This window comes from Pseudomonas sp. LP_7_YM (genome assembly GCF_004364435.1).
Classification (GTDB): Bacteria; Pseudomonadota; Gammaproteobacteria; order Pseudomonadales; family Pseudomonadaceae; genus Aquipseudomonas.
This window is the reverse complement of record NZ_SOCT01000004.1, coordinates 203,671-221,965: the sequence shown is the minus strand read 5'-3', so window position 1 is coordinate 221,965 and position 18,295 is coordinate 203,671. Positions and strand designations below refer to the sequence as shown.

The window sequence follows — 18,295 nt, the reverse complement described above, 5'->3', positions numbered from 1 at the left end:
CAGGCCGGTCGGGCATGGTTGCGAGGTTTATCGGTGGAGGTTGCTCTTTTTGATTCCAGTGGTTGCACCTTGTGCGGTTTAGAGGGTTGCACGCCCAGTGAAAAAGGGCTCGGAACAGTCGAATAACACCAAAGTCACGACTTTTTTCAGAATAAAAAACCGATGGCACGCCACTTGCTCACGGGTTACGGGCGGTCGCAGTGCTAATTAAAAAACCTAGGAGCACCAACTCATGTCGCAGACGTTTTACAGGAAAGGCTTTCTGGCACTCGCAGTCGCTACTGCAATGGGGGCGGCTACGTTTGTGCAGGCTGACGTGAAGATTGGCGTCGCAGGCCCTATGACGGGTGCCAATGCTTCGTTCGGTTTGCAGTACATGAAGGGCGCTCAAGCAGCTGCTGACGCTATCAACGCCGCTGGCGGTGTCAACGGGGAGAAAATCGTCCTGGTTCAAGGTGACGACGCTTGTGAGCCAAAACAGGCCGTAGCGGTCGCCAACAAGATGTCCGAGGCGAAGGTTGCCGGGGTGGTGGGTCACTTCTGTTCCTCATCGACCATTCCAGCGTCGAAAGTCTATGACGAGGCAGGCATCATCGCGATTACGCCAGGCTCCACCAACCCGACGGTAACCGAAAGCGGTTATGACGCCATGTTCCGTATGTGCGGTCGTGACGACCAGCAGGGCGTGGTCGCTGGCGATTACATCGTCGACGTGCTCAAAGGCAAGAAAATCGCGGTCATCAACGACAAGGACACCTATGGCAAAGGCCTGGCTGATGCAACCGCCAAGCAGCTGACTGCCCGCGGCGTCAAGCCTGTGCTGGAAGAAGGTCTGACCCGCGGCGAGAAAGACTTCAGCGCTCTGGTCACCAAAATTCGCAGTGTGGGTGCCGATGTTGTGTACTTCGGCGGCCTGCATCCCGAGGCCGGTCCGCTTGTACGCCAACTGCGCGAGCAAGGTCTCAAGGACGTGAAATTCATGTCCGACGACGGCGTTGTCACCGACGAATTGGTCACCACCGCAGGCGGCGCACAGTACGTCGACGGGGTGTACATGACCTTCGGTGCCGACCCGCGCGTGCTGCCAGACAGCAAGGCAGTGGTCGAGCAGTTCCGCAAATCCGGTTACGAGCCTGAAGGCTACACCTTGTACGCCTACGCTTCTGTTCAGGCCCTGGCCGCTGGCTTCAACGGCGCCAAGTCGAACAAAGGCGAAGACGCCGCCAAGTTCCTCAAATCCCACGACATAAGCACTGTCATGGGCACGAAAGCCTGGGATGCCAAAGGTGACCTGAAGGTTTCCGACTACGTGGTTTACCAATGGGACGCGAATGGCAAATACCACCAGCTCGAAAAGCAGAAGTAAGTCGAGCGCCTAGTCGGTTGGGGCGTTTCGTTGGCTTGGAACCTCGAAGCGGTCCCGACCGGTAATCGATGCTGCCCGCGCAGCATCGGATCTTCTGTTGCCAGCGCGTACGTGCCGCTGTCTCTCACGAGGAGAGAGCCGGCGCGCGCCAGGTTGGCCTTTCAAGTTCGTGAGCGTGCGTGATGGATGGTATTTTCCTGCAGCAAATGGTCAATGGCCTGACCCTCGGTTCGGTCTACGGCCTGATCGCCATCGGTTACACGATGGTCTACGGCATCATCGGCATGATCAACTTCGCCCACGGCGACGTGTACATGATCTCTGCCTATCTCACAGCCATCGGCCTGGCCGTGCTGTCGTTCTTCGGTATCGAGTCCTTTCCTTTCCTGATTCTCGGCACACTGGTTTTCACCATCGTGGTGACCGGCGTATACGGCTTCGTCATTGAGCGCGTAGCCTACAGACCATTGCGTAACTCGACACGTCTGGCCCCGTTGATCAGCGCTATCGGCATTTCCCTGATCCTGCAGAACTACGCGCAGATCGCTCAGGGCCCGCGTCAGCAAGGCGTTCCGACATTGCTCGAAGGCGCCATGCGCTTTGACGTCGGCAGTGGTTTCGTACAAATCACCTACACCAAGATTTTCATCCTGATTGCCGCGTTCGTCGGCATGGGCGTGCTGACCTACATCATCAAATACACCAAGCTGGGCCGGATGTGCCGCGCCACGCAGCAGGACCGCAAGATGGCCTCGATCCTGGGCATCAACACCGACCGGATCATCTCCTACGTGTTCGTCATCGGTGCAGCCATGGCCGCTTTGGCTGGGGTGCTGATTACCCTGAACTACGGCACCTTCGACTTCTTCGCCGGATTCGTCATTGGCATCAAGGCCTTCACCGCAGCGGTACTCGGCGGTATCGGTTCGCTGCCCGGCGCGATGCTGGGCGGGTTGATCCTGGGGGTCGCCGAGTCGCAATTCTCCGGTCTGATCAACTCCGACTACAAAGACGTGTTCAGTTTCGGCCTGCTGGTCGTGATTCTGATCTTTCGTCCCCAAGGCCTGCTGGGTCGCCCACTCGTGGCGAAGGTATAACCATGTCTGCTCCTGTCAAACCCATGGATGTCAAACAAAGCCTGATCGACGCAGTGATTGCCGGCCTGCTGGCGCTGATCGTGTTCGGTCCTATCGTCGGTATCGTGCTGGAAGGTTACGGCTTCAACACGCAGCCCACTCGCGTGGCCGTATTGGTCGGTGTGGTGATGGTCGGTCGTTTTGTGATGAGCCTGTTCCTGCAAACGCCCAGAGGCATCACCATCGCTCAAAGCTTCGAGAGCTCGGGCTCTGGCGTGCATGTACTGCCACCGGGCTACAAGACGCGTCTGCGCTTGATCATTGCATTGATGATCCTGGTCGCCGTGATCTTCCCGGTGTTTGCCGACAAGTACGTGCTGACCGTGGTCATTCTTGGGCTGATCTATGTGCTGCTGGGCCTGGGCCTGAACATCGTGGTCGGCCTGGCCGGTCTGCTCGATCTGGGTTACGTGGCGTTTTACGCCATCGGCGCCTACGGTCTGGCGCTGGGTTATCAGTATCTGGGCCTGGGTTTCTGGTCGGCATTGCCATTAGCGGCCATTGCTGCGGCCTTGGCCGGTTGCATACTGGGCTTCCCGGTGCTGCGCATGCATGGCGATTATCTGGCTATCGTGACCCTGGGCTTCGGCGAAATCATTCGTCTGGTGCTCAACAACTGGATGTCGTTCACCGGCGGTCCGAACGGCGTGGCAGTGCCCGCGCCGACCTTCTTCGGCCTGGAGTTCGGGCGTCGCGCCAAAGACGGCGGGGTGCCGATCCACGAGTATTTCGGCTTCGAATACAACCCGAACCTGAAATTCATCTTCATCTACGCCGTGCTGTTTCTGGTGGTGCTGGCCGTGTTGTACGTCAAGCATCGACTGACCCGCATGCCCGTGGGTCGCGCTTGGGAAGCCCTGCGCGAAGACGAAATCGCCTGCCGGTCGATGGGCCTTAATCATGTGCTGGTCAAACTCTCGGCGTTCACCATCGGCGCGTCCACTGCCGGCCTGGCCGGGGTGTTCTTCGCCAGCTATCAAGGCTTCGTCAACCCGACCTCGTTCACCTTCTTCGAATCTGCGCTGATCCTTGCCATCGTCGTACTGGGCGGCATGGGTTCCACCCTGGGCGTGGTGATAGCCGCATTCGTGCTTACCGTAGCCCCTGAATTGCTGCGCAGCTTCGCCGAGTATCGAGTGCTGTTGTTCGGCATTCTTATGGTGCTGATGATGATCTGGCGTCCACGCGGCCTGATCCGCATCAGCCGCACCGGCGTTCAGCCACGCAAAGGCATGCTGGCCAAGGTGGAGGGCGCAAGATGAGTGATGAAATCGTTCTCTCTGTGGAGAACCTGATGATGCACTTCGGCGGTATCAAAGCCCTCAGCGGCGTTAGCCTGCAGGTGCGTCGCAACTCGATCTTCGCCTTGATCGGGCCCAACGGCGCAGGCAAGACCACCGTGTTCAACTGCCTGACTGGTTTCTACAGGGCCACGGGTGGGCGCATCGAACTGAATGCGCGGGGCAAGAAAACCGACGTCATTCAGCTGCTTGGTGAGCAGTTTTGCGCCAGCGACTTCGCCTCGCCCAAACGCTTTGGTAGCCGTCTGTTCTACAAGATGTTCGGTGGCACGCACCTGGTGAACCGCGCAGGGTTGGCGCGCACCTTCCAGAACATTCGCCTGTTCAAGGAAATGTCGGTCGTCGAGAACCTACTGGTGGCTCAGCACATGTGGGTCAATCGCAACATGCTCGCCGGGATCTTCAACACCAAGGGCTACCGCAAGGCCGAAGATGACGCCATGAACACTGCTTTCTACTGGCTGGAAGTGGTGGACCTGGTGGATTGCGCCAACCGCCTGGCCGGTGAGCTTTCCTACGGTCAGCAACGGCGTCTGGAAATCGCCCGGGCCATGTGCACACGCCCACAGGTGATCTGTCTGGACGAACCTGCGGCCGGCCTGAACCCCCAGGAAACCGAAGCGTTGAGCAGCATGATCCGTCACCTGCGCGACGACCATGACATGACCATCGTGCTGATCGAGCACGACATGGGCATGGTCATGGGGATTTCCGACGACATCGTCGTGCTCGACCATGGCAATGTGATTGCTAAAGGCAGGCCGGAGCAGATCCGCAATGACCCGAAGGTGATCGCCGCGTATCTGGGTGCTGATGAAGAGGAGCTGGTATGAGTCAACCGATCCTCGAACTGAAAGAGATCGACGTGTATTACGGGCCGATTCAGGCCCTGAAGAAAGTCTCGATGCATATCGACGAAGGCGAAACCGTCAGCCTTATCGGCTCCAACGGCGCTGGCAAGTCGACGTTGTTGATGTCGATTTTTGGTCAGCCACGGGCCGCCAGCGGGCAGATCATCTACCAGGGCACTGACATCACCCAAAAGTCGTCGCATTACATCGCTTCCAACGGTATTGCGCAGTCGCCTGAGGGCCGCCGCGTGTTCCCCGACATGTCGGTGGAAGAGAACCTGATGATGGGCACGATCCCAATTGGAGACAAGCACGCCAGCGAAGACATGCAGCGTATGTTCGAACTGTTCCCGCGGCTCAAGGAGCGCCGTAACCAGCGGGCAATGACCATGTCTGGCGGTGAACAACAGATGCTGGCCATCGCCCGTGCACTAATGAGCCGGCCAAAGCTGTTGTTGCTGGATGAGCCGAGCCTTGGGCTGGCACCGATCATCGTTAAACAGATCTTCTCCACGTTGGGCGAACTTGCGAAGACGGGGATGACGATCTTTCTGGTCGAGCAGAACGCCAACCATGCGCTGAAGCTGTCGGATCGGGCTTATGTGATGGTCAATGGCGAGATTCGACTGACGGGCACGGGTCAGGAGTTATTGACCAACGAGGAGGTTAGAAACGCTTATCTCGGTGGGCATTGACCCTCTCGCAGTATTCGCAAAGAAACGCTCCGGTGGATAACACACGGGGCGCTTTTTTTTTGCGGAGCGAAATTGTGGAAAACAATTTTGGGCTGCTCTCAAAGCGCGACATATAGCCGCTGCAAATGGTTGTTTTGTCACTGTTTTGACTTGTTCAGTTTTACTGTGGAACTGACTGTGAATAAGTTGGTGGCAGTTGGCTACAGGCCCCGTTATACGTGCTGTTCAGCAACGTGGTTAATAATTGATCAGCAGGTTCGGCCGGTATTTTGAGCCCGGTTGTCAACGCTTTTTGGGCTGGTTTTTTATACAGCTTTGCCTGGGGGCTGGCCTGTGGATAACTCTGTGTGCAACCTTTGGAAAGACCGCCGCGGATAGCGCAATCTCTGGGGTTGTCGGCTGGATCCTGTGCTTCAACAAGATGAGGCCTTGATTCGCCTACAGATACGCAGGGCCTGGTCAAGCTAAATCAGCGCGAGATTTGCTTGCAGGCCTCGCATGGCGCGGCTTGCGCGATTTCAGGTTGCCCCCGTTTTTTGTGGGTCTGACTGTGGATAACGTGGGCAAAACTGCGTCCAGGCCACGGGCCATAAGGCTTTGATCAAGTTGTATGTTTTTTGATCAGCGCGGGTGGAGGGTAGCGCCTGGTTTGACGATTATTAGCTTGGGGCTTGATCCAGAGTTGTTCGCGCGGGCATTCTCCAGAACCTTCCTACACGCAACACGTTTGCGTTAATCCACGCTTATCCGTAAGCCCGTATTCAGTCAGGAGAACCACATGACTTCTACCGTGTTCATTACCGGTGCCACTTCCGGGTTTGGCGAAGCCTGCGCGCGACGCTTTGCACAAGCAGGCTGGTCACTGGTGCTGACCGGGCGCCGTGAGGATCGTCTGCAGGCGCTGAGCGCCGAGCTGTCGAAACAGACCAGGGTGCACACCCTGACGCTGGACGTACGCGACCGTGCCGCCGTGGAGAAAGCCGTGGAAGGCCTGCCAGTCGAGTTCGCGAAGATTCGCGGCCTGATCAACAACGCGGGTCTGGCGCTGGGTATCGATCCGGCACCCAAGTGCGATCTGGATGACTGGGACACCATGATCGACACCAACGTCAAAGGGCTGGTCTACACCACCCGCTCACTGCTGTCGCGGCTGATCGCCTACGGTCGCGGGGCAAGCATCGTCAATCTCGGGTCGGTTGCGGGCAACTATCCGTACCCGGGCGGTAACGTGTATGGCGGCACCAAAGCATTTGTCGGCCAGTTCTCGCTGAACCTGCGTAACGACCTGGTCGGCACTGGCGTGCGCGTGACCAACCTTGAGCCAGGTCTGTGCGAGAGCGAATTCTCGCTGGTGCGTTTCGGCGGCGACCAGGCCAAGTACGACGCGACCTACGCCGGCGCCGAGCCGATTCAGCCACAGGACATTGCCGAGACCATCTTCTGGATCATGAACACGCCGGCTCACGTCAACGTGAACAGCCTGGAACTGATGCCGGTGAGCCAGACCTGGGCGGGCTTCTCGATTGATCGTTCGCGCAGTGAGGCCAAGTAACAGGCTGGCGTTGCAGCGTAGCGCATGATTGCAGGGGCCGGCGTTGCTGGCTCCTGCATGCTTGGGTCAGGTCTTAAAGTATTCCGCCAGCGCGATATAGCAGGTCGCCAGGTGATAAGGCGTGGTTGAGGGCATGTCGCTGCGGCTGATGTGGCCCTCCCTGTCCAGGCATTCGTGCCAGCCGTGCGGATGCAGAAAGCGCTGCTGCAACGCGTTCAACTGATGGGCCAACGTTGCCTGACTGTCAGGACGCAGGGTCAACGCGCGCAGGTATTCAGCCTGAGCCCAGATGCGCTGGGTGCCGTCTTTCACCGACCCATCTACTTCCTGCATCGCGACCACCGCGCCGCAAGCCTCATCGACCCCCTGAGTCTGTGCGCGGGCGAAAGCGCTGGTCAGCGAGCGATGCAGGGGTGTGCCGCGCAGGTGTTCGGAGGACTCCAGCAAATAGAACCACTCGAACTGATGCCCCGGCTCGGACCAGTTATCCACAGCGTCGAGCGGCTTCTCCAGCATCACCCCGTGTTCGACATCGACAAAGCGCCGCTGCATGGCTTCTGCCAAGGCATCCAGGGCTGCCAAGGTGTCGGCGTCTTCGCGCACTTCCAGTGTCGCCAGAAAAGCCTCAGCCAGGTGCATGAGCGGGTTTTGCAGCGGTCCTGCATCGAGTGACGACCAGTCTTCGTTCAGCACGGCCTCATAGAGACCGTCGCCATCGGCAAATCGCTCGGCCACGACGTTCAAAGCAGCGCTGAGCACCGATTCCACCAGCGGCTCACGCACTTTCGCCCAGTAATGCGCGCAGGCAAAAATGATAAAAGCGTGGGTGTAGAGATCCTTGCGGCGGTCGAGCGGGGCGCCCTGTGGATCAATGCTGTAGTACCACCCGCCGTGCTCGGCATCGTGGAAATGCTGTTGCAGCGAGCGGAACAGCGCGGACGCACGTACCTGCGCATCCGGGAAGGACGGGTGCCCCATCAGGCTGGAGAACAGGAACAGCTGCCGCGCACACGCCATGGCCCGATAACGCTGTGGCGCCAGCGGTTGGTGTTGCGCGCCCAGCGCTTCGTAAGGCAACGCCATCTCGGCATTCCAGCCTGGCCCCTGCCAAAGTGGCACGATCACCGTCGTGAAGTGATGCTCCACAGTGGAGAACACGGCGGACAGTTGGGACTTGGCGGCGTTGAGAGAAGCGTCAGGCATCGGATGTCGTCGCAGCAATGAGGCAAATGGCGCGACATGGTAGCAGGCGGCGGGGAGGTTGAGTCAGTCAGAGGCGCATCTGCATTGGATGAAATGCCGATAATGCTTTAGCAGTCAACGGACCGCGTCAAGCCGTAAAGCGCGAGCGCCGTTGAACCTGTGGCAGCGGCTGGGGCTGTGCGACAGTGGCAAATGCGGTGTGTCAGGCTACGTTGAGTTGCCTGAAAGACACCGCTGAATACCTGTGGGAGCAAATTCATTCGCGATGGGCTTGTACAGCCGACCTATCGCTATCGACTGTATTTCCGTCTCGCTGATGATCGATCCCACAGGAGTCAAGAGGCATGCGCAAATTCAAGCCGTTGTTCAGCCCGCGAACAACCACACGCCGGTCGCAGCTGACAATGCTCCGGCAATCCGTACAACCGGTGCAGCCGTCGCGGGGAGCAAACGCACCACGGCATAACCGGCGGCGTGCAGCGCAGCGGTGGCGCCAACGAAGCCCAGTGCGTAACCCCAGGGGCTGGACATCTCAGGCAGCTCCAGCCCATGCGCCACGCCGTGAAACATCGCGAACAGCGCAGTCGCAGCGACTGCCACGAACAACGGCGGCCGCACAGCCAGCGCCACGGCCAGGCCAAGTGCGAACACCGAAGCCGCAATCCCGCTTTCCAGCGCGGGCAGTTCCAGCCCTTCAAAGCCCAGTAGCCCGCCGATCAGCATGATGCCGACGAATGTACAAGGCAGGGCCCAGCGCGCGGCGCCTTTCTGTTGCGCCGCCCACAGGCCGACGGCAACCATCGCCAGCAGGTGATCAAGGCCGCCCAATGGGTGGCTGATACCCGCCACCAGCCCGCTTTCATCGTGCCCAGGGTGGGCGAAGGCGAGCGCCGGAACCAGCAACAGCGCCAGCGCGCCAAAAACGTGTTTGCCCGAGATGTTCTTGCACTTCATCAATGGTCTTTCCTTAGTAAATGAAATCAGGCGGCGGTCAGCAGACCCTGGCGTTCGATAAAGGCAACGATGTCCGTAAGGCCATGGCCGGTTTTCTGGTTGCTGAACACAAATGGCTTGTCACCGCGCATCTTTCGAGTGTCGCGATCCATCATCTCCAGCGACGCACCCACCAGCGGTGCCAGATCAATCTTGTTGATCACCAGCAGATCGGATTTGCAGATACCCGGACCGCCCTTGCGTGGCAGCTTGTCGCCTGCTGAAACGTCGATCACGTAAATCGTCAGGTCCGACAGCTCAGGGCTGAACGTCGCGGAAAGGTTGTCACCGCCCGACTCAACGATGATCAGGTCAAGCCCTGCAAATCGGCGATTCAACTGGTCCACGGCTTCAAGGTTGATCGAGGCGTCCTCGCGAATCGCTGTGTGCGGGCAGCCGCCGGTTTCCACGCCAATGATGCGCTCGGGCGCTAGGGCCTCATTGCGCACCAGAAAATCAGCGTCTTCGCGGGTATAGATGTCATTGGTCACCACGGCGAGGTTGTAGCGATCGCGCAGCGCCAGGCACAGGGCAAGCGTCAGGGCCGTCTTGCCGGACCCGACCGGACCGCCGATACCGACGCGCAGAGGTTGGCTGTTCATGAAATGCTCTCCTTTAATCTTCTTGTGCAGTTCGTGGTGTTGCCGCTGCCGGTATAAAAGCAGTCAGGACCGAAACAGGCGGCTGTACTGGCGTTCATGGGCCATGCTCGCCAACGCCAGGCCGAACGGGGCGCTGCCGATATGTTCCGGGTCAAGCTCAATGGCGTGCTGTTGAGCGCTTTGCAACAGAGGTGTCAGTTCGCTGGTCAGCCGTTGTGCAGCCTGTTGGCCCAGCGGCAGGGTTTTCATCAGCACCGCCAGTTGGTTTTCCAGCCAACTCCAGAGCCAGGCAGCCAGGGCATCCTGTGGATTGATTTGCCAGGCGCGAGCAGCCAGCGCCCATCCCAGGGCCAGATGCGGCTCGTCAATTTGTTGTGCGCCAGGCTGCTCAAGGCCGAGCCGCTCAAGAAAGTCCCGTGCAGGTGGGTCCAGCTCAGGCAGACCGCTCAATAACTGCTTCAGCGAATAACCCATCTGCCGGCTTTCCAGATGCAGCTCGCGAGTTTCCCGGCTGGCGCGGTGTTCCTCACTCAGTTGCCGCAATCTCGCCCAATCGTTTTCCGCTGCCGCTGTGCAATGGGCCAGCAGCAGCGGAGCTTCGAAGCGAGCGAGATTGAGCAGCACTTGGTCGCCTATCCAGCGAGCGGCGCTGGGCGAATCGGTGACGATGGATTGCTCCACTGCCATCTCCAGGCCTTGCGAGTAGCTGTAACCACCGATCGGCAATTGCGGGCTGGCCAGACGCAGCAGCGCCCAGGCCTTGTTCATTTGTGTACGCCAAACTGGTGGATGCGCGGCGCGTAGTTGAAGTCTTCTTCCCCTGCGCGCGAGTGATGATGGCCACCGCCGTACGCGCCGTGCTCCGGCTGGAAGGGTGCCTCGATGGATTCGGTGATCGCGCCCAGTTGATCGAGCATCGCCTTAAGCACGTAGTCGTCAAGCAGTCGTAGCCAGCCATCGCCGACTTGCAGCGCAACATGCCGGTTACCCAGGTGATAGGCGGCGCGTGTCAGTTCGAACGCATTCTTGCAGGTGACGTGCATCAACTGTTCGGGGCGGGCCACGACGCGCACGACCCGACCGTCTTCAGCCTTGAGAAATTCCCCATCGCGCAGCGGTGGTTGACCGCGTTCCAGAAACAGACCCACGTCTTCGCCATCGGCACTGAAACAGCGCAGACGGCTCTTGCTGCGTGCTTCGACATTCAAATGCAGCTCGGCGGCCCAAGTGGCCTGGGGTTCGATTCGTTGATGAATCACCAGCATCGGAAAACTTCCAGCAATTGTGCGATGTGTAAGCCTGAGCAAGTGGCTTGCCAACTGACAGCTTAGTCAGCAATTGCCTGAGGACGTAGCAGAGGTGACTGATGGTAGGGCGTGAGGTTGTTCTTTATTGGTGCAGCGCAGCAAAGAGTGCGCTGAAATGGGGCGCACATCTGGGTGAAGAGTGAGCGTGCTCGGAGCGACTCATGCATCTCAGTTTAGATAGGGGTCACGGCTCGTGAACACCCGGGGCCCGGGTCAGCGTAACGAGGCAACCATGCGATCAGGCCTTCACTACTCAGTGCTCCCCAACCCCTGCCAGCGCTTGGCGCCGATGAAGATGAAGCGCAGTTGCTGGGTAATCTTGGCCCGTGGGGTCAGGTGCTCGGCCAGCGTCATCGGCGGCGGGTCGATGAGTTCAGGCAGCATGGCGAACACGCTCTTGACCACCAGATCCGCCATCACCGACAGGTCATCGGTGTTCAGGTGCTGGAATTTGGGCATCGAAGCCAGATCCGTCGCAAGGTCTGCGATGATCGCTTCGCGCAGCGCGCCGAGTGCCTGACGCACTTTCAATGAGCCGCCGTATTGCTCGCGTGCCAGAAACAGAAACTGCGAACGATTGGCCGCCACCACGTCAAGGAAGATTCGCACCGAGGCGTCGATGATCCCGCCGTGGATGTTCTCGTTACGCCGCACCAGACGAATGGTTTCACGGAAGGTCTGGCCGACTTCGCTGACCAGTGCCAGACCCAGGTGATCCATGTCGTCGAAATGGCGATAGAAGCCTGTCGGCACGATGCCTGCAGTCTTCGCTACTTCCCGCAGACTGAGGCTGCCGAAACCGCGGCCACTCTCCATCAACCCCCGGGCTGCATCGAGCAGGGCATGGCGAGTCTGCTGTTTCTGTTCGGCGCGGGGCAGCATGGGGTGTGCGGTATCTGAAGAAAGAATGGGCAGCACTCTAGCAAATGCGTTTGCGCTGCGTCGAACCTGTGTTGCTTCCTGGTGGCCATCTGACCGAAAAAGCCCGGCATCAGGGCCGGGCGTTGTCGTTGTCATTGCTTGCTCGCAGGGCTCAGGACACGCGCTGATATTGTTGTACCAGACGATCAGGACCATTGTCGGCGACACGCTGATGGATCAAACGGCTCGAACTGTGCTGTGCAAAGACTGGCAGGTCAGACTGCCGGGTGTCATGCAGCCCGCCCAACAAGGGTTCTTCGCTGGCTGGCATGGCGAACGCGCCCGAGGCCAGGAAGCAAAAAGTGAAGGCGATGAGTGGGTGTTTCATAGGGTGATGCTCATGAAAATTGTGGGGGATGAACGTGAAACCCATTTTATCGGCCTCCCACTCATAAAGAAGTTCAAAGGGCCGATGGTGACCATCGACGGAAATGATTGACCCTCCAGCCCTTGTCAGACGTGGTCTGTAGCCCAGAAGGCAGGATTTTCACGCGAGGCTCCCCAGCAGTGCAAACCGGGCATGCGGAACTTTTCGCACGCCGACTGCCTGATTTCATCAAACCCCCAGCGCTTTTGTCAGTCGAAAAGGCTAACACGTGTTGGACGCGCTCGGGATGAGGCGTCGGTATAAGGGGAGAAACGCAATGACGCGAGGCCGCAAGATTTTCGCCTGGACAGTTGGCATTCTGCTGCTGTTGCTGGTTGTACTGATCATCGTGATCGCCACTTTCGACTGGAACCGGCTCAAGCCGACCATCAATGAAAAGGTCTCTGCCGAACTGCATCGACCGTTCGCCATCAACGGCAACCTTGAGGTGCATTGGCGCCGCGAGCCGGATGAGGGCGGTTGGCGCGCGTGGGTGCCTTGGCCGCACCTGTCTGCCGAGGACATTGCCCTGGGCAACCCGCAGTGGTCGAAAACCCCACAAATGGTGACGCTCAAGCGTGTGGACATGCGCCTTTCGCCGTTGCCTTTGCTGGCCCAGCGAGTGGTGATTCCGCGTATTGATCTGACCGAACCCAACGCCAGGATTGAGCGTCTGGCCGATGGTCGTGCGAACTGGGTGTTCGACCTGCCCAAGAGTGATCCGAACGCCAAGCCTTCAAACTGGGTGGTCGACATCGGTTCTATCGGTTTCGATAAAGGCTTCGTCAGCTACAACGACCAGAAGATCAATACTTCGGTCGAGGTGGTGGTTGATCCATTGGGCAAGCCGATTCCGTTCAGCGACATCGTCGGCAGCGGCGAAGCGAAAAAGGTTCAGGACAAGGGTGCATCGGCACAGGATTACGCGTTTGGTTTTACGGCCAAAGGTCAGTATCACGGCCAGAAGCTCGATGGCAGTGGCAAGGTGGGCGGGTTGCTCGCTCTCAAGGATGCCGCATTGCCTTTCCCGGTACAGGCCGACGTCAGCGCAGGGCATACCCGGGTCTCCGTAGCAGGCACCGTTACCGATCCCCAGAACCTTGGCGAGCTGGACCTGCGTTTGAAATTGTCGGGCGACAGCCTTGGCAATCTGTATCCGCTGACGGGCGTGACCTTGCCCGACTCGCCACCTTATTCCACCGACGGCCGACTGATTGCCAAACTGCATGAACCTTCCGGGGCGTCGTTCCAGTACAAGGGGTTCAACGGCAAGATCGGCAACAGCGACATTCATGGCGATCTGGGCTTTGTGGCAGGGCAGCCACGGCCCAAGTTGAGCGGTGCGCTGGTGTCCAATCAATTGCTGATGGCTGACCTCAAGCCGCTGATTGGCGCCGACTCCAATGCCGAGCAGAAAAACCGTGGCGGCGAAAGCAAGCAGCCTGCCGATAAAGTGTTACCGGTCGAGGAGTTCAAGACTGATCGCTGGAGCGCGATGGACGCGGATGTCGAGTTCACTGGCAAGCGCATCGTTCAGAGTGCGGAGTTGCCGTTTACCGATCTGTATACGCATGTGGTGCTCAATAACGGCCAGCTTAGCCTTCAGCCTCTGCGCTTCGGCGTGGCTGGCGGCAAACTGGACGCCGATATCAAGCTCGACGGCCACTCCCACCCGCTGGACGGGCGTGCCCGACTGAGTGCGCGTAACCTCAAACTCAAGCAGTTGTTCCCGACCTTCGAGCCGATGAAGACCAGCTTTGGTGAACTGAATGGCGACGCGGATATCGGCGGCAAAGGTAACTCGGTTGCGGCGCTGCTGGGTACGGCCAATGGTGAAGTGAAAATGTTGGTCAACGACGGTGCCATCAGCCGTGACCTCATGGAAATTGCCGGGTTGAACGTGGGTAATTATGTCGTGGGTACGCTGTTTGGCGACAAGAACGTCAAGATCAATTGCGCAGCCTCTGACTTCGGCATCAAGGACGGTCTGGCGACGGCCAAGCTGTTCGCGTTCGACACGGAGAACGCGATCATCTATATCAGTGGCACCGCGAATATGAAGACTGAGCAAATGGACCTGAAGATTACCCCGGAGTCCAAGGGCTTCCGTGTGTTCTCCTTGCGTTCACCGCTCTATGTGCGCGGACCGTTCGTCAAGCCAAGTGCTGGGGTGCAATCCGGGCCGTTGCTGTTGCGCGGTGCAGGCATGGTGATATTGGGTGCGACCGTGGGGCCTGTTGCCGGTCTGCTGGCCTTGATCGCGCCGAGTGGTGAAGAGCCCAATCAATGCACGCCGTTACTGGAACAGATGCGTTCGGGCAAGGCACCCAAGACAGTGAAATAGCACGCGTTAAGCCGAAAACGCGCAAGCGCCGCTTAACCTTTGGGAGCTTCCCAGCTGTGCGACAGTGGCCAATGCAGTGGTTCAGTTGAAGAGGCGCAGCTGATCCACCGCGTCCGCAGCCGTCGTAACCTCCGACTTCTCCCACAGGGTTTGTGGCGTAGTCGGATTTACGTTTACGGCGTTCGTCCGCTAGTCAGCGCTTACGAGGTTTATCGCGCTGTAAAAGCACTCGCAGGTTTACATCTCCCACAAAAAAGCCAGGGCATGAGCCCTGGCTTTGCATTTCCGGCAAGTATTACAGCCCGTCGAGGATGTCCGCCATGTCGTCGGCGTGTTCTTCTTCCTGCGCGAGGATTTCTTCGAAGATCCGGCGCGTGGTCGGGTCTTTTTCGCCGATGTATTGAATGATCTCGCGGTAGCTGTCGATGGCGATACGCTCGGCGATAAGGTCTTCTCTGACCATCTCTTTCAGTGTGTTGCCCGCTACATACTGCGCGTGAGAGTTTTTCGACAGCAGGTCGGGGTTCAGTTCCGGCGCACCGCCCAACTGCACGATGCGCTCGGCGAGTTTGTCGGCGTGTTCGGCTTCCTGCTCGGAATGCTCGAGGAATTCTTTTGCGGCTACTTGAGCCTTGACGCCTTTGGCCATGTAGTAGTGGCGCTTGTAACGAAGTACGCAAACCCACTCGGTGGCCAGCGAGGCGTTGAGCAGGCGCAGGATTTCTTCACGGTCGGCGTTATAGCCTTCGGTCACGGCGCCATTTTCAATGTTGTGACGCGCGCGTTCGCGCAAAATGCTGATATCGGTTAATTGCTGCACATCGCTCATCTTTAATCTCCAGGACTAATCCGGTTTTCTCGCCGTCTCGCTCTTGATGCGCCGGTCGTATGCTGCCTGATCGGCGTTCGGTGAGATCGGGTCTTAAGGTGTGAGTGTCTTGCGCGCTGAAAAGTTTATCTGTTTTGGCCGCTGCAGCGTGGCATTCTGCCGCATCGGATTCAGCAGGAGCGAGTTTGCTCCGGGCGACGTCGATCATGACAATTCGTGCCGCCGGGCTTGAGCCTTCGCGCGCAAGCTCGCTCCCACGTAAGGTAAGCGTTTACATCGCTTTTTCGTTCGCTTCACGCTGTTCGCAGGTCATGAAGCCCTTGCTGTCTACGCGATCATTGGCGCCAAAGGTCACGTAGTACGCCTGCTGATGGCCATCCTTGTTGAGGACGTAATTGTTGCAGGTGCCTGGGTGAACCTTACGGTGCACGCGGGTGGAGGGCTCGCCGCCGATGGTCAGAACTTGCTGTTCAGTCATGCCTTCGTCGATTTGCTTGACCAGCGGCTCGTTGCGATAAGTCGCGTAATCGACGGGATTTTGCAGGGTCTTGGAAGTACAGCCAGCCAGCGCGGCCATTGCGAACACTACTGCCAGGGATTGTTTGTACATAACCGCTCACTCCGGAAAGAGGCCATTGGTGGCCCGTTGCAGTTATGAGCGTTTATCGGCTGAAAGAGTTCGATTAAAAGATGGCGATGGGGCATTACCCTGTTTTCATCCTGGGTGATGAACGATTCCAATCAGGATCGAGAAAGGGGCCCCGCACATGCCGGTGTTCATCGGCGTTTTTGGCGCATGAATGTACCCGTTTATGCCACTCATCTCGCCTGATGAATATTTGCTGGCACGTTCATGAAACAGCGAGGTCAATCTGATGGCATGGTCGGGAGATACAGCTCGCGCCCGGGCACGGTCATCGGGGGATGACTTTATGCCCGACCGTCTCGTCAACCAGCATCCTGGTTCGGTGGGTAAAGGGGCCAATCCCATAGGGTTGTTTCTCGAGCACGCCGCGCGCCTTAAAGGTGCCGGCCTTTGACGTTATGAGCCGCAGTTCGTGATCAGTCGACCCATTGGGGGTCATTAAGGAAGTAGTGCGATGAGCGATAAAGAGCTTTATGAAATTGAGTACACCCTCGCCGGTGAACACCATGTTGATGTAATTGAAAACCTGGATGTGCCGATCATCGAAGTCGTGCACGAGTTGGCGCTAAAACATCACGTAGCGCTGGATGATGATCCGCTCGGCGCTGGTAATCCGCTTGTCGATCTGCCTCATGTTGCGGGCATCACCGACGTGTCGATTCACAGCGCGGAAAATCGCGACGAGATCTGAAGCTTCAACTGATCGCGGCTTTGCGCAGCGGTGTGGTCCAGCGTTCAGCGAGGACCACACCGCCCAGCGTCAGCGCGCCGCCGATGAAGTGATAGGACGCCAGATGCTCGCCCAGTGCCAGAGCAGCAATCAGCGCGGTAAGAACAGGCACCAGATTGAAAAACAGCGTCGTGCGACTCGGGCCAAGCATACCGATGGCCTTCATCCACAGCAGCGGCGCAATCATCGACGTCGGAATACAGGCATAAAGCACCAGTGCAATATTGCTGGCATTGAGCCCGGTCTTGGGCGACAGCAGGTACAGCGGAAACAGTGTGATGATCGCCACCAGAATCTGCAGATACAGTAACTGCAGGGGCGGCATGCGCAGCTGCCATTTCTTCAGTAACGTGCTGTATGTCGCATAGGCCAGTGTCGCGACCAGCATCGTCACATCGCCAAGATTGACCCCATGCGCCATCAGTACCGTCCAGCTCCCTTGCGACACCACCAGTAATACCCCTGCGAACGACACCAGTGCGCCTACCAGCGCGCCAGCGGTTAGTAACGTGCCGAGGCTGGCGATGGACATGCCCAGGGTCATCACCGGGACCAGCGACAGAATGATGCCCATGTTGGTCGCAGTGGTGATGTTGGCGGCGTAATACGCCAGGCTCTGATAGACCGCCATGCCCAACACACCCAGCACCACGACTTTGCCGATGATGGGCCTGATCGCCGCGCGATTGCGCAGCACCGGGCCGAGCAGAAACGGCGTGAACAGCAAGCCTGCCAGCAACCAGCGATAAAAGCCGATCTCTGCGGGAAAGATGCGCCCGGCGGCGGCTTTGGAAATGACATTGTTGCCCGCCCAAATCATGACGGTGAGCAGGGGATACAGGTATTGCATGGAAAAACCGACAGTAAAAGTGAGGCGTCATTATCGGCTTGTCCGGACCGACGTCTACCCTGTCTGGGCGTTTCCACGACATATGCCGAAACATTCTTGGCTACACTGCGTGGAAAGCTGCGCGGATGCGCGGCGTTTCCGGAGAAAGGTCGATGAAAATGCTGCGTGTTCCTCTGTTGGTCATGGGCTTGTTGATGTGTGCTCAAGGTTTCGCCGCAACTGCACAGCAAAACAAAATGACCACCTGCAATGCCAACGCTTCGGCGAAATCCCTCAAGGGCGATGATCGCAAGGCGTTCATGAGTACCTGTCTGAAGGCTGCGCCAGCGCCTGCAGCCACCCAGCAGGAGAAGATGAAAACCTGCAATGTCAGCGCCGGCACTCAATCGCTCAAAGGGGATGCCCGTAAGACGTTTATGAGCGATTGTCTCAAGAAGAAATAATTCTCCGCGTCCGGGTCGGGCGTCCGGGAAGGATGCCCACCCCGTCTAATGCCTGCGGTTGCAGCGGGTGCTGCCGATTGTGATCGCGGCGTTCCTGCTGTTGATCCCGTTGCGCCCCTTACATCGCTGGTTCTCGACTCAGAACGCTGGCAGACTGCC

19 protein-coding genes and 1 pseudogene are annotated in these 18,295 nt (G+C 58.5%); 11 read left to right on the top strand and 9 right to left on the bottom strand.

Features of this window, described 5'->3' with window-relative positions; translation table 11 throughout:
* The first annotated feature begins 232 nt into the window (after positions 1–232).
* From EC915_RS12775 to EC915_RS12750, 6 genes are all read left to right on the top strand, one after another.
* Positions 233–1,366, top strand: coding sequence for a branched-chain amino acid ABC transporter substrate-binding protein (locus EC915_RS12775; RefSeq protein ID WP_133750896.1), 1,134 nt, complete (start codon positions 233–235; stop codon positions 1,364–1,366).
* A gap of 182 nt (positions 1,367–1,548) precedes the next feature.
* The gene (locus EC915_RS12770; RefSeq protein ID WP_133750895.1) at positions 1,549–2,463 is read left to right on the top strand and encodes a branched-chain amino acid ABC transporter permease LivH; all 915 of its coding nucleotides are present in this window, start codon (positions 1,549–1,551) and stop codon (positions 2,461–2,463) included.
* Positions 2,464–2,465: 2 nt separating this feature from the next.
* Positions 2,466–3,764: a high-affinity branched-chain amino acid ABC transporter permease LivM gene (gene livM / locus EC915_RS12765; RefSeq protein WP_133750894.1), complete on the top strand. Its 1,299-nt coding sequence runs from the start codon at positions 2,466–2,468 to the stop codon at positions 3,762–3,764.
* Positions 3,761–4,636 (top strand): ABC transporter ATP-binding protein, encoded by an 876-nt coding sequence (locus EC915_RS12760; RefSeq protein WP_133750893.1) that lies wholly within the window; start codon positions 3,761–3,763, stop codon positions 4,634–4,636. Before livM ends, EC915_RS12760 begins: the two co-directional genes overlap by 4 nt.
* Complete coding sequence (locus tag EC915_RS12755) at positions 4,633–5,349, top strand: ABC transporter ATP-binding protein (protein ID WP_133750892.1); 717 nt, start codon at positions 4,633–4,635, stop codon at positions 5,347–5,349. The genes EC915_RS12760 and EC915_RS12755 overlap by 4 nt, the downstream gene beginning before the upstream one ends.
* A gap of 778 nt (positions 5,350–6,127) precedes the next feature.
* Entirely contained in the window at positions 6,128–6,901 is a 774-nt protein-coding gene (locus EC915_RS12750; RefSeq protein WP_133750891.1) for an SDR family oxidoreductase, read from the top strand.
* A gap of 66 nt (positions 6,902–6,967) precedes the next feature.
* On the opposite strand, the gene EC915_RS12745 is transcribed toward EC915_RS12750, so the two are convergent.
* From EC915_RS12745 to EC915_RS12720, 6 genes are all read right to left on the bottom strand, one after another.
* Complete coding sequence (locus EC915_RS12745) at positions 6,968–8,104, bottom strand: AGE family epimerase/isomerase (protein ID WP_133750890.1); 1,137 nt, start codon at positions 8,102–8,104, stop codon at positions 6,968–6,970.
* A 366-nt stretch (positions 8,105–8,470) separates the two neighbouring features.
* The gene (locus EC915_RS12740) at positions 8,471–9,058 is read right to left on the bottom strand and encodes a HupE/UreJ family protein (protein ID WP_133750889.1); all 588 of its coding nucleotides are present in this window, start codon (positions 9,056–9,058) and stop codon (positions 8,471–8,473) included.
* A 26-nt stretch (positions 9,059–9,084) separates the two neighbouring features.
* A complete protein-coding gene (ureG, locus tag EC915_RS12735) occupies positions 9,085–9,699 on the bottom strand; it encodes an urease accessory protein UreG (protein WP_133750888.1) in 615 nt (204 codons plus the stop codon).
* A 63-nt stretch (positions 9,700–9,762) separates the two neighbouring features.
* Complete coding sequence (locus EC915_RS12730) at positions 9,763–10,467, bottom strand: urease accessory protein UreF (RefSeq protein ID WP_133750887.1); 705 nt, start codon at positions 10,465–10,467, stop codon at positions 9,763–9,765.
* The gene (gene ureE / locus EC915_RS12725) at positions 10,464–10,964 is read right to left on the bottom strand and encodes an urease accessory protein UreE (RefSeq protein WP_133750886.1); all 501 of its coding nucleotides are present in this window, start codon (positions 10,962–10,964) and stop codon (positions 10,464–10,466) included. The genes EC915_RS12730 and ureE overlap by 4 nt, the downstream gene beginning before the upstream one ends.
* 291 nt (positions 10,965–11,255) lie before the next feature.
* Positions 11,256–11,888: a TetR family transcriptional regulator gene (locus tag EC915_RS12720; RefSeq protein WP_133750885.1), complete on the bottom strand. Its 633-nt coding sequence runs from the start codon at positions 11,886–11,888 to the stop codon at positions 11,256–11,258.
* Positions 11,889–11,913: 25 nt separating this feature from the next.
* Here EC915_RS12720 and EC915_RS12715 point away from each other — a divergent pair, with 25 nt between their 5' ends.
* Both EC915_RS12715 and EC915_RS12710 read left to right on the top strand, forming a co-directional pair.
* Positions 11,914–12,366 (top strand): hypothetical protein, encoded by a 453-nt coding sequence (locus EC915_RS12715; RefSeq protein ID WP_133750884.1) that lies wholly within the window; start codon positions 11,914–11,916, stop codon positions 12,364–12,366.
* Between the two features lie 205 nt (positions 12,367–12,571).
* Positions 12,572–14,638, top strand: coding sequence for an AsmA family protein (locus tag EC915_RS12710; RefSeq protein ID WP_133750883.1), 2,067 nt, complete (start codon positions 12,572–12,574; stop codon positions 14,636–14,638).
* 295 nt (positions 14,639–14,933) lie between these two features.
* Here the strand turns inward: EC915_RS12710 and EC915_RS12705 are convergent, their stop codons facing one another.
* Both EC915_RS12705 and osmE read right to left on the bottom strand, forming a co-directional pair.
* The gene (locus tag EC915_RS12705) at positions 14,934–15,467 is read right to left on the bottom strand and encodes a bacterioferritin (RefSeq protein ID WP_133750882.1); all 534 of its coding nucleotides are present in this window, start codon (positions 15,465–15,467) and stop codon (positions 14,934–14,936) included.
* A gap of 271 nt (positions 15,468–15,738) precedes the next feature.
* Positions 15,739–16,077 carry an osmotically-inducible lipoprotein OsmE gene (gene osmE / locus EC915_RS12700; RefSeq protein WP_133750881.1) on the bottom strand — a complete coding sequence of 113 codons (339 nt, stop codon included), beginning with the start codon at positions 16,075–16,077 and terminating at the stop codon, positions 15,739–15,741.
* Between the two features lie 225 nt (positions 16,078–16,302).
* On the opposite strand from osmE, the pseudogene EC915_RS25275 reads away from it, so the two are divergent.
* Positions 16,303–16,507, top strand: a pseudogene (locus EC915_RS25275) (triacylglycerol lipase); the annotation flags it as partial.
* Positions 16,508–16,567: 60 nt separating this feature from the next.
* Positions 16,568–16,804, top strand: a complete 237-nt coding sequence (locus tag EC915_RS12695; RefSeq protein ID WP_133750880.1) for a hypothetical protein — start codon at positions 16,568–16,570, stop codon at positions 16,802–16,804.
* 4 nt (positions 16,805–16,808) lie between these two features.
* On the opposite strand, the gene EC915_RS12690 is transcribed toward EC915_RS12695, so the two are convergent.
* The gene (locus EC915_RS12690; protein ID WP_133750879.1) at positions 16,809–17,693 is read right to left on the bottom strand and encodes a DMT family transporter; all 885 of its coding nucleotides are present in this window, start codon (positions 17,691–17,693) and stop codon (positions 16,809–16,811) included.
* A gap of 152 nt (positions 17,694–17,845) precedes the next feature.
* Here EC915_RS12690 and EC915_RS12685 point away from each other — a divergent pair, with 152 nt between their 5' ends.
* Positions 17,846–18,136 (top strand): PsiF family protein, encoded by a 291-nt coding sequence (locus EC915_RS12685; protein WP_133750878.1) that lies wholly within the window; start codon positions 17,846–17,848, stop codon positions 18,134–18,136.
* The last annotated feature ends 159 nt before the right edge of the window (positions 18,137–18,295 follow it).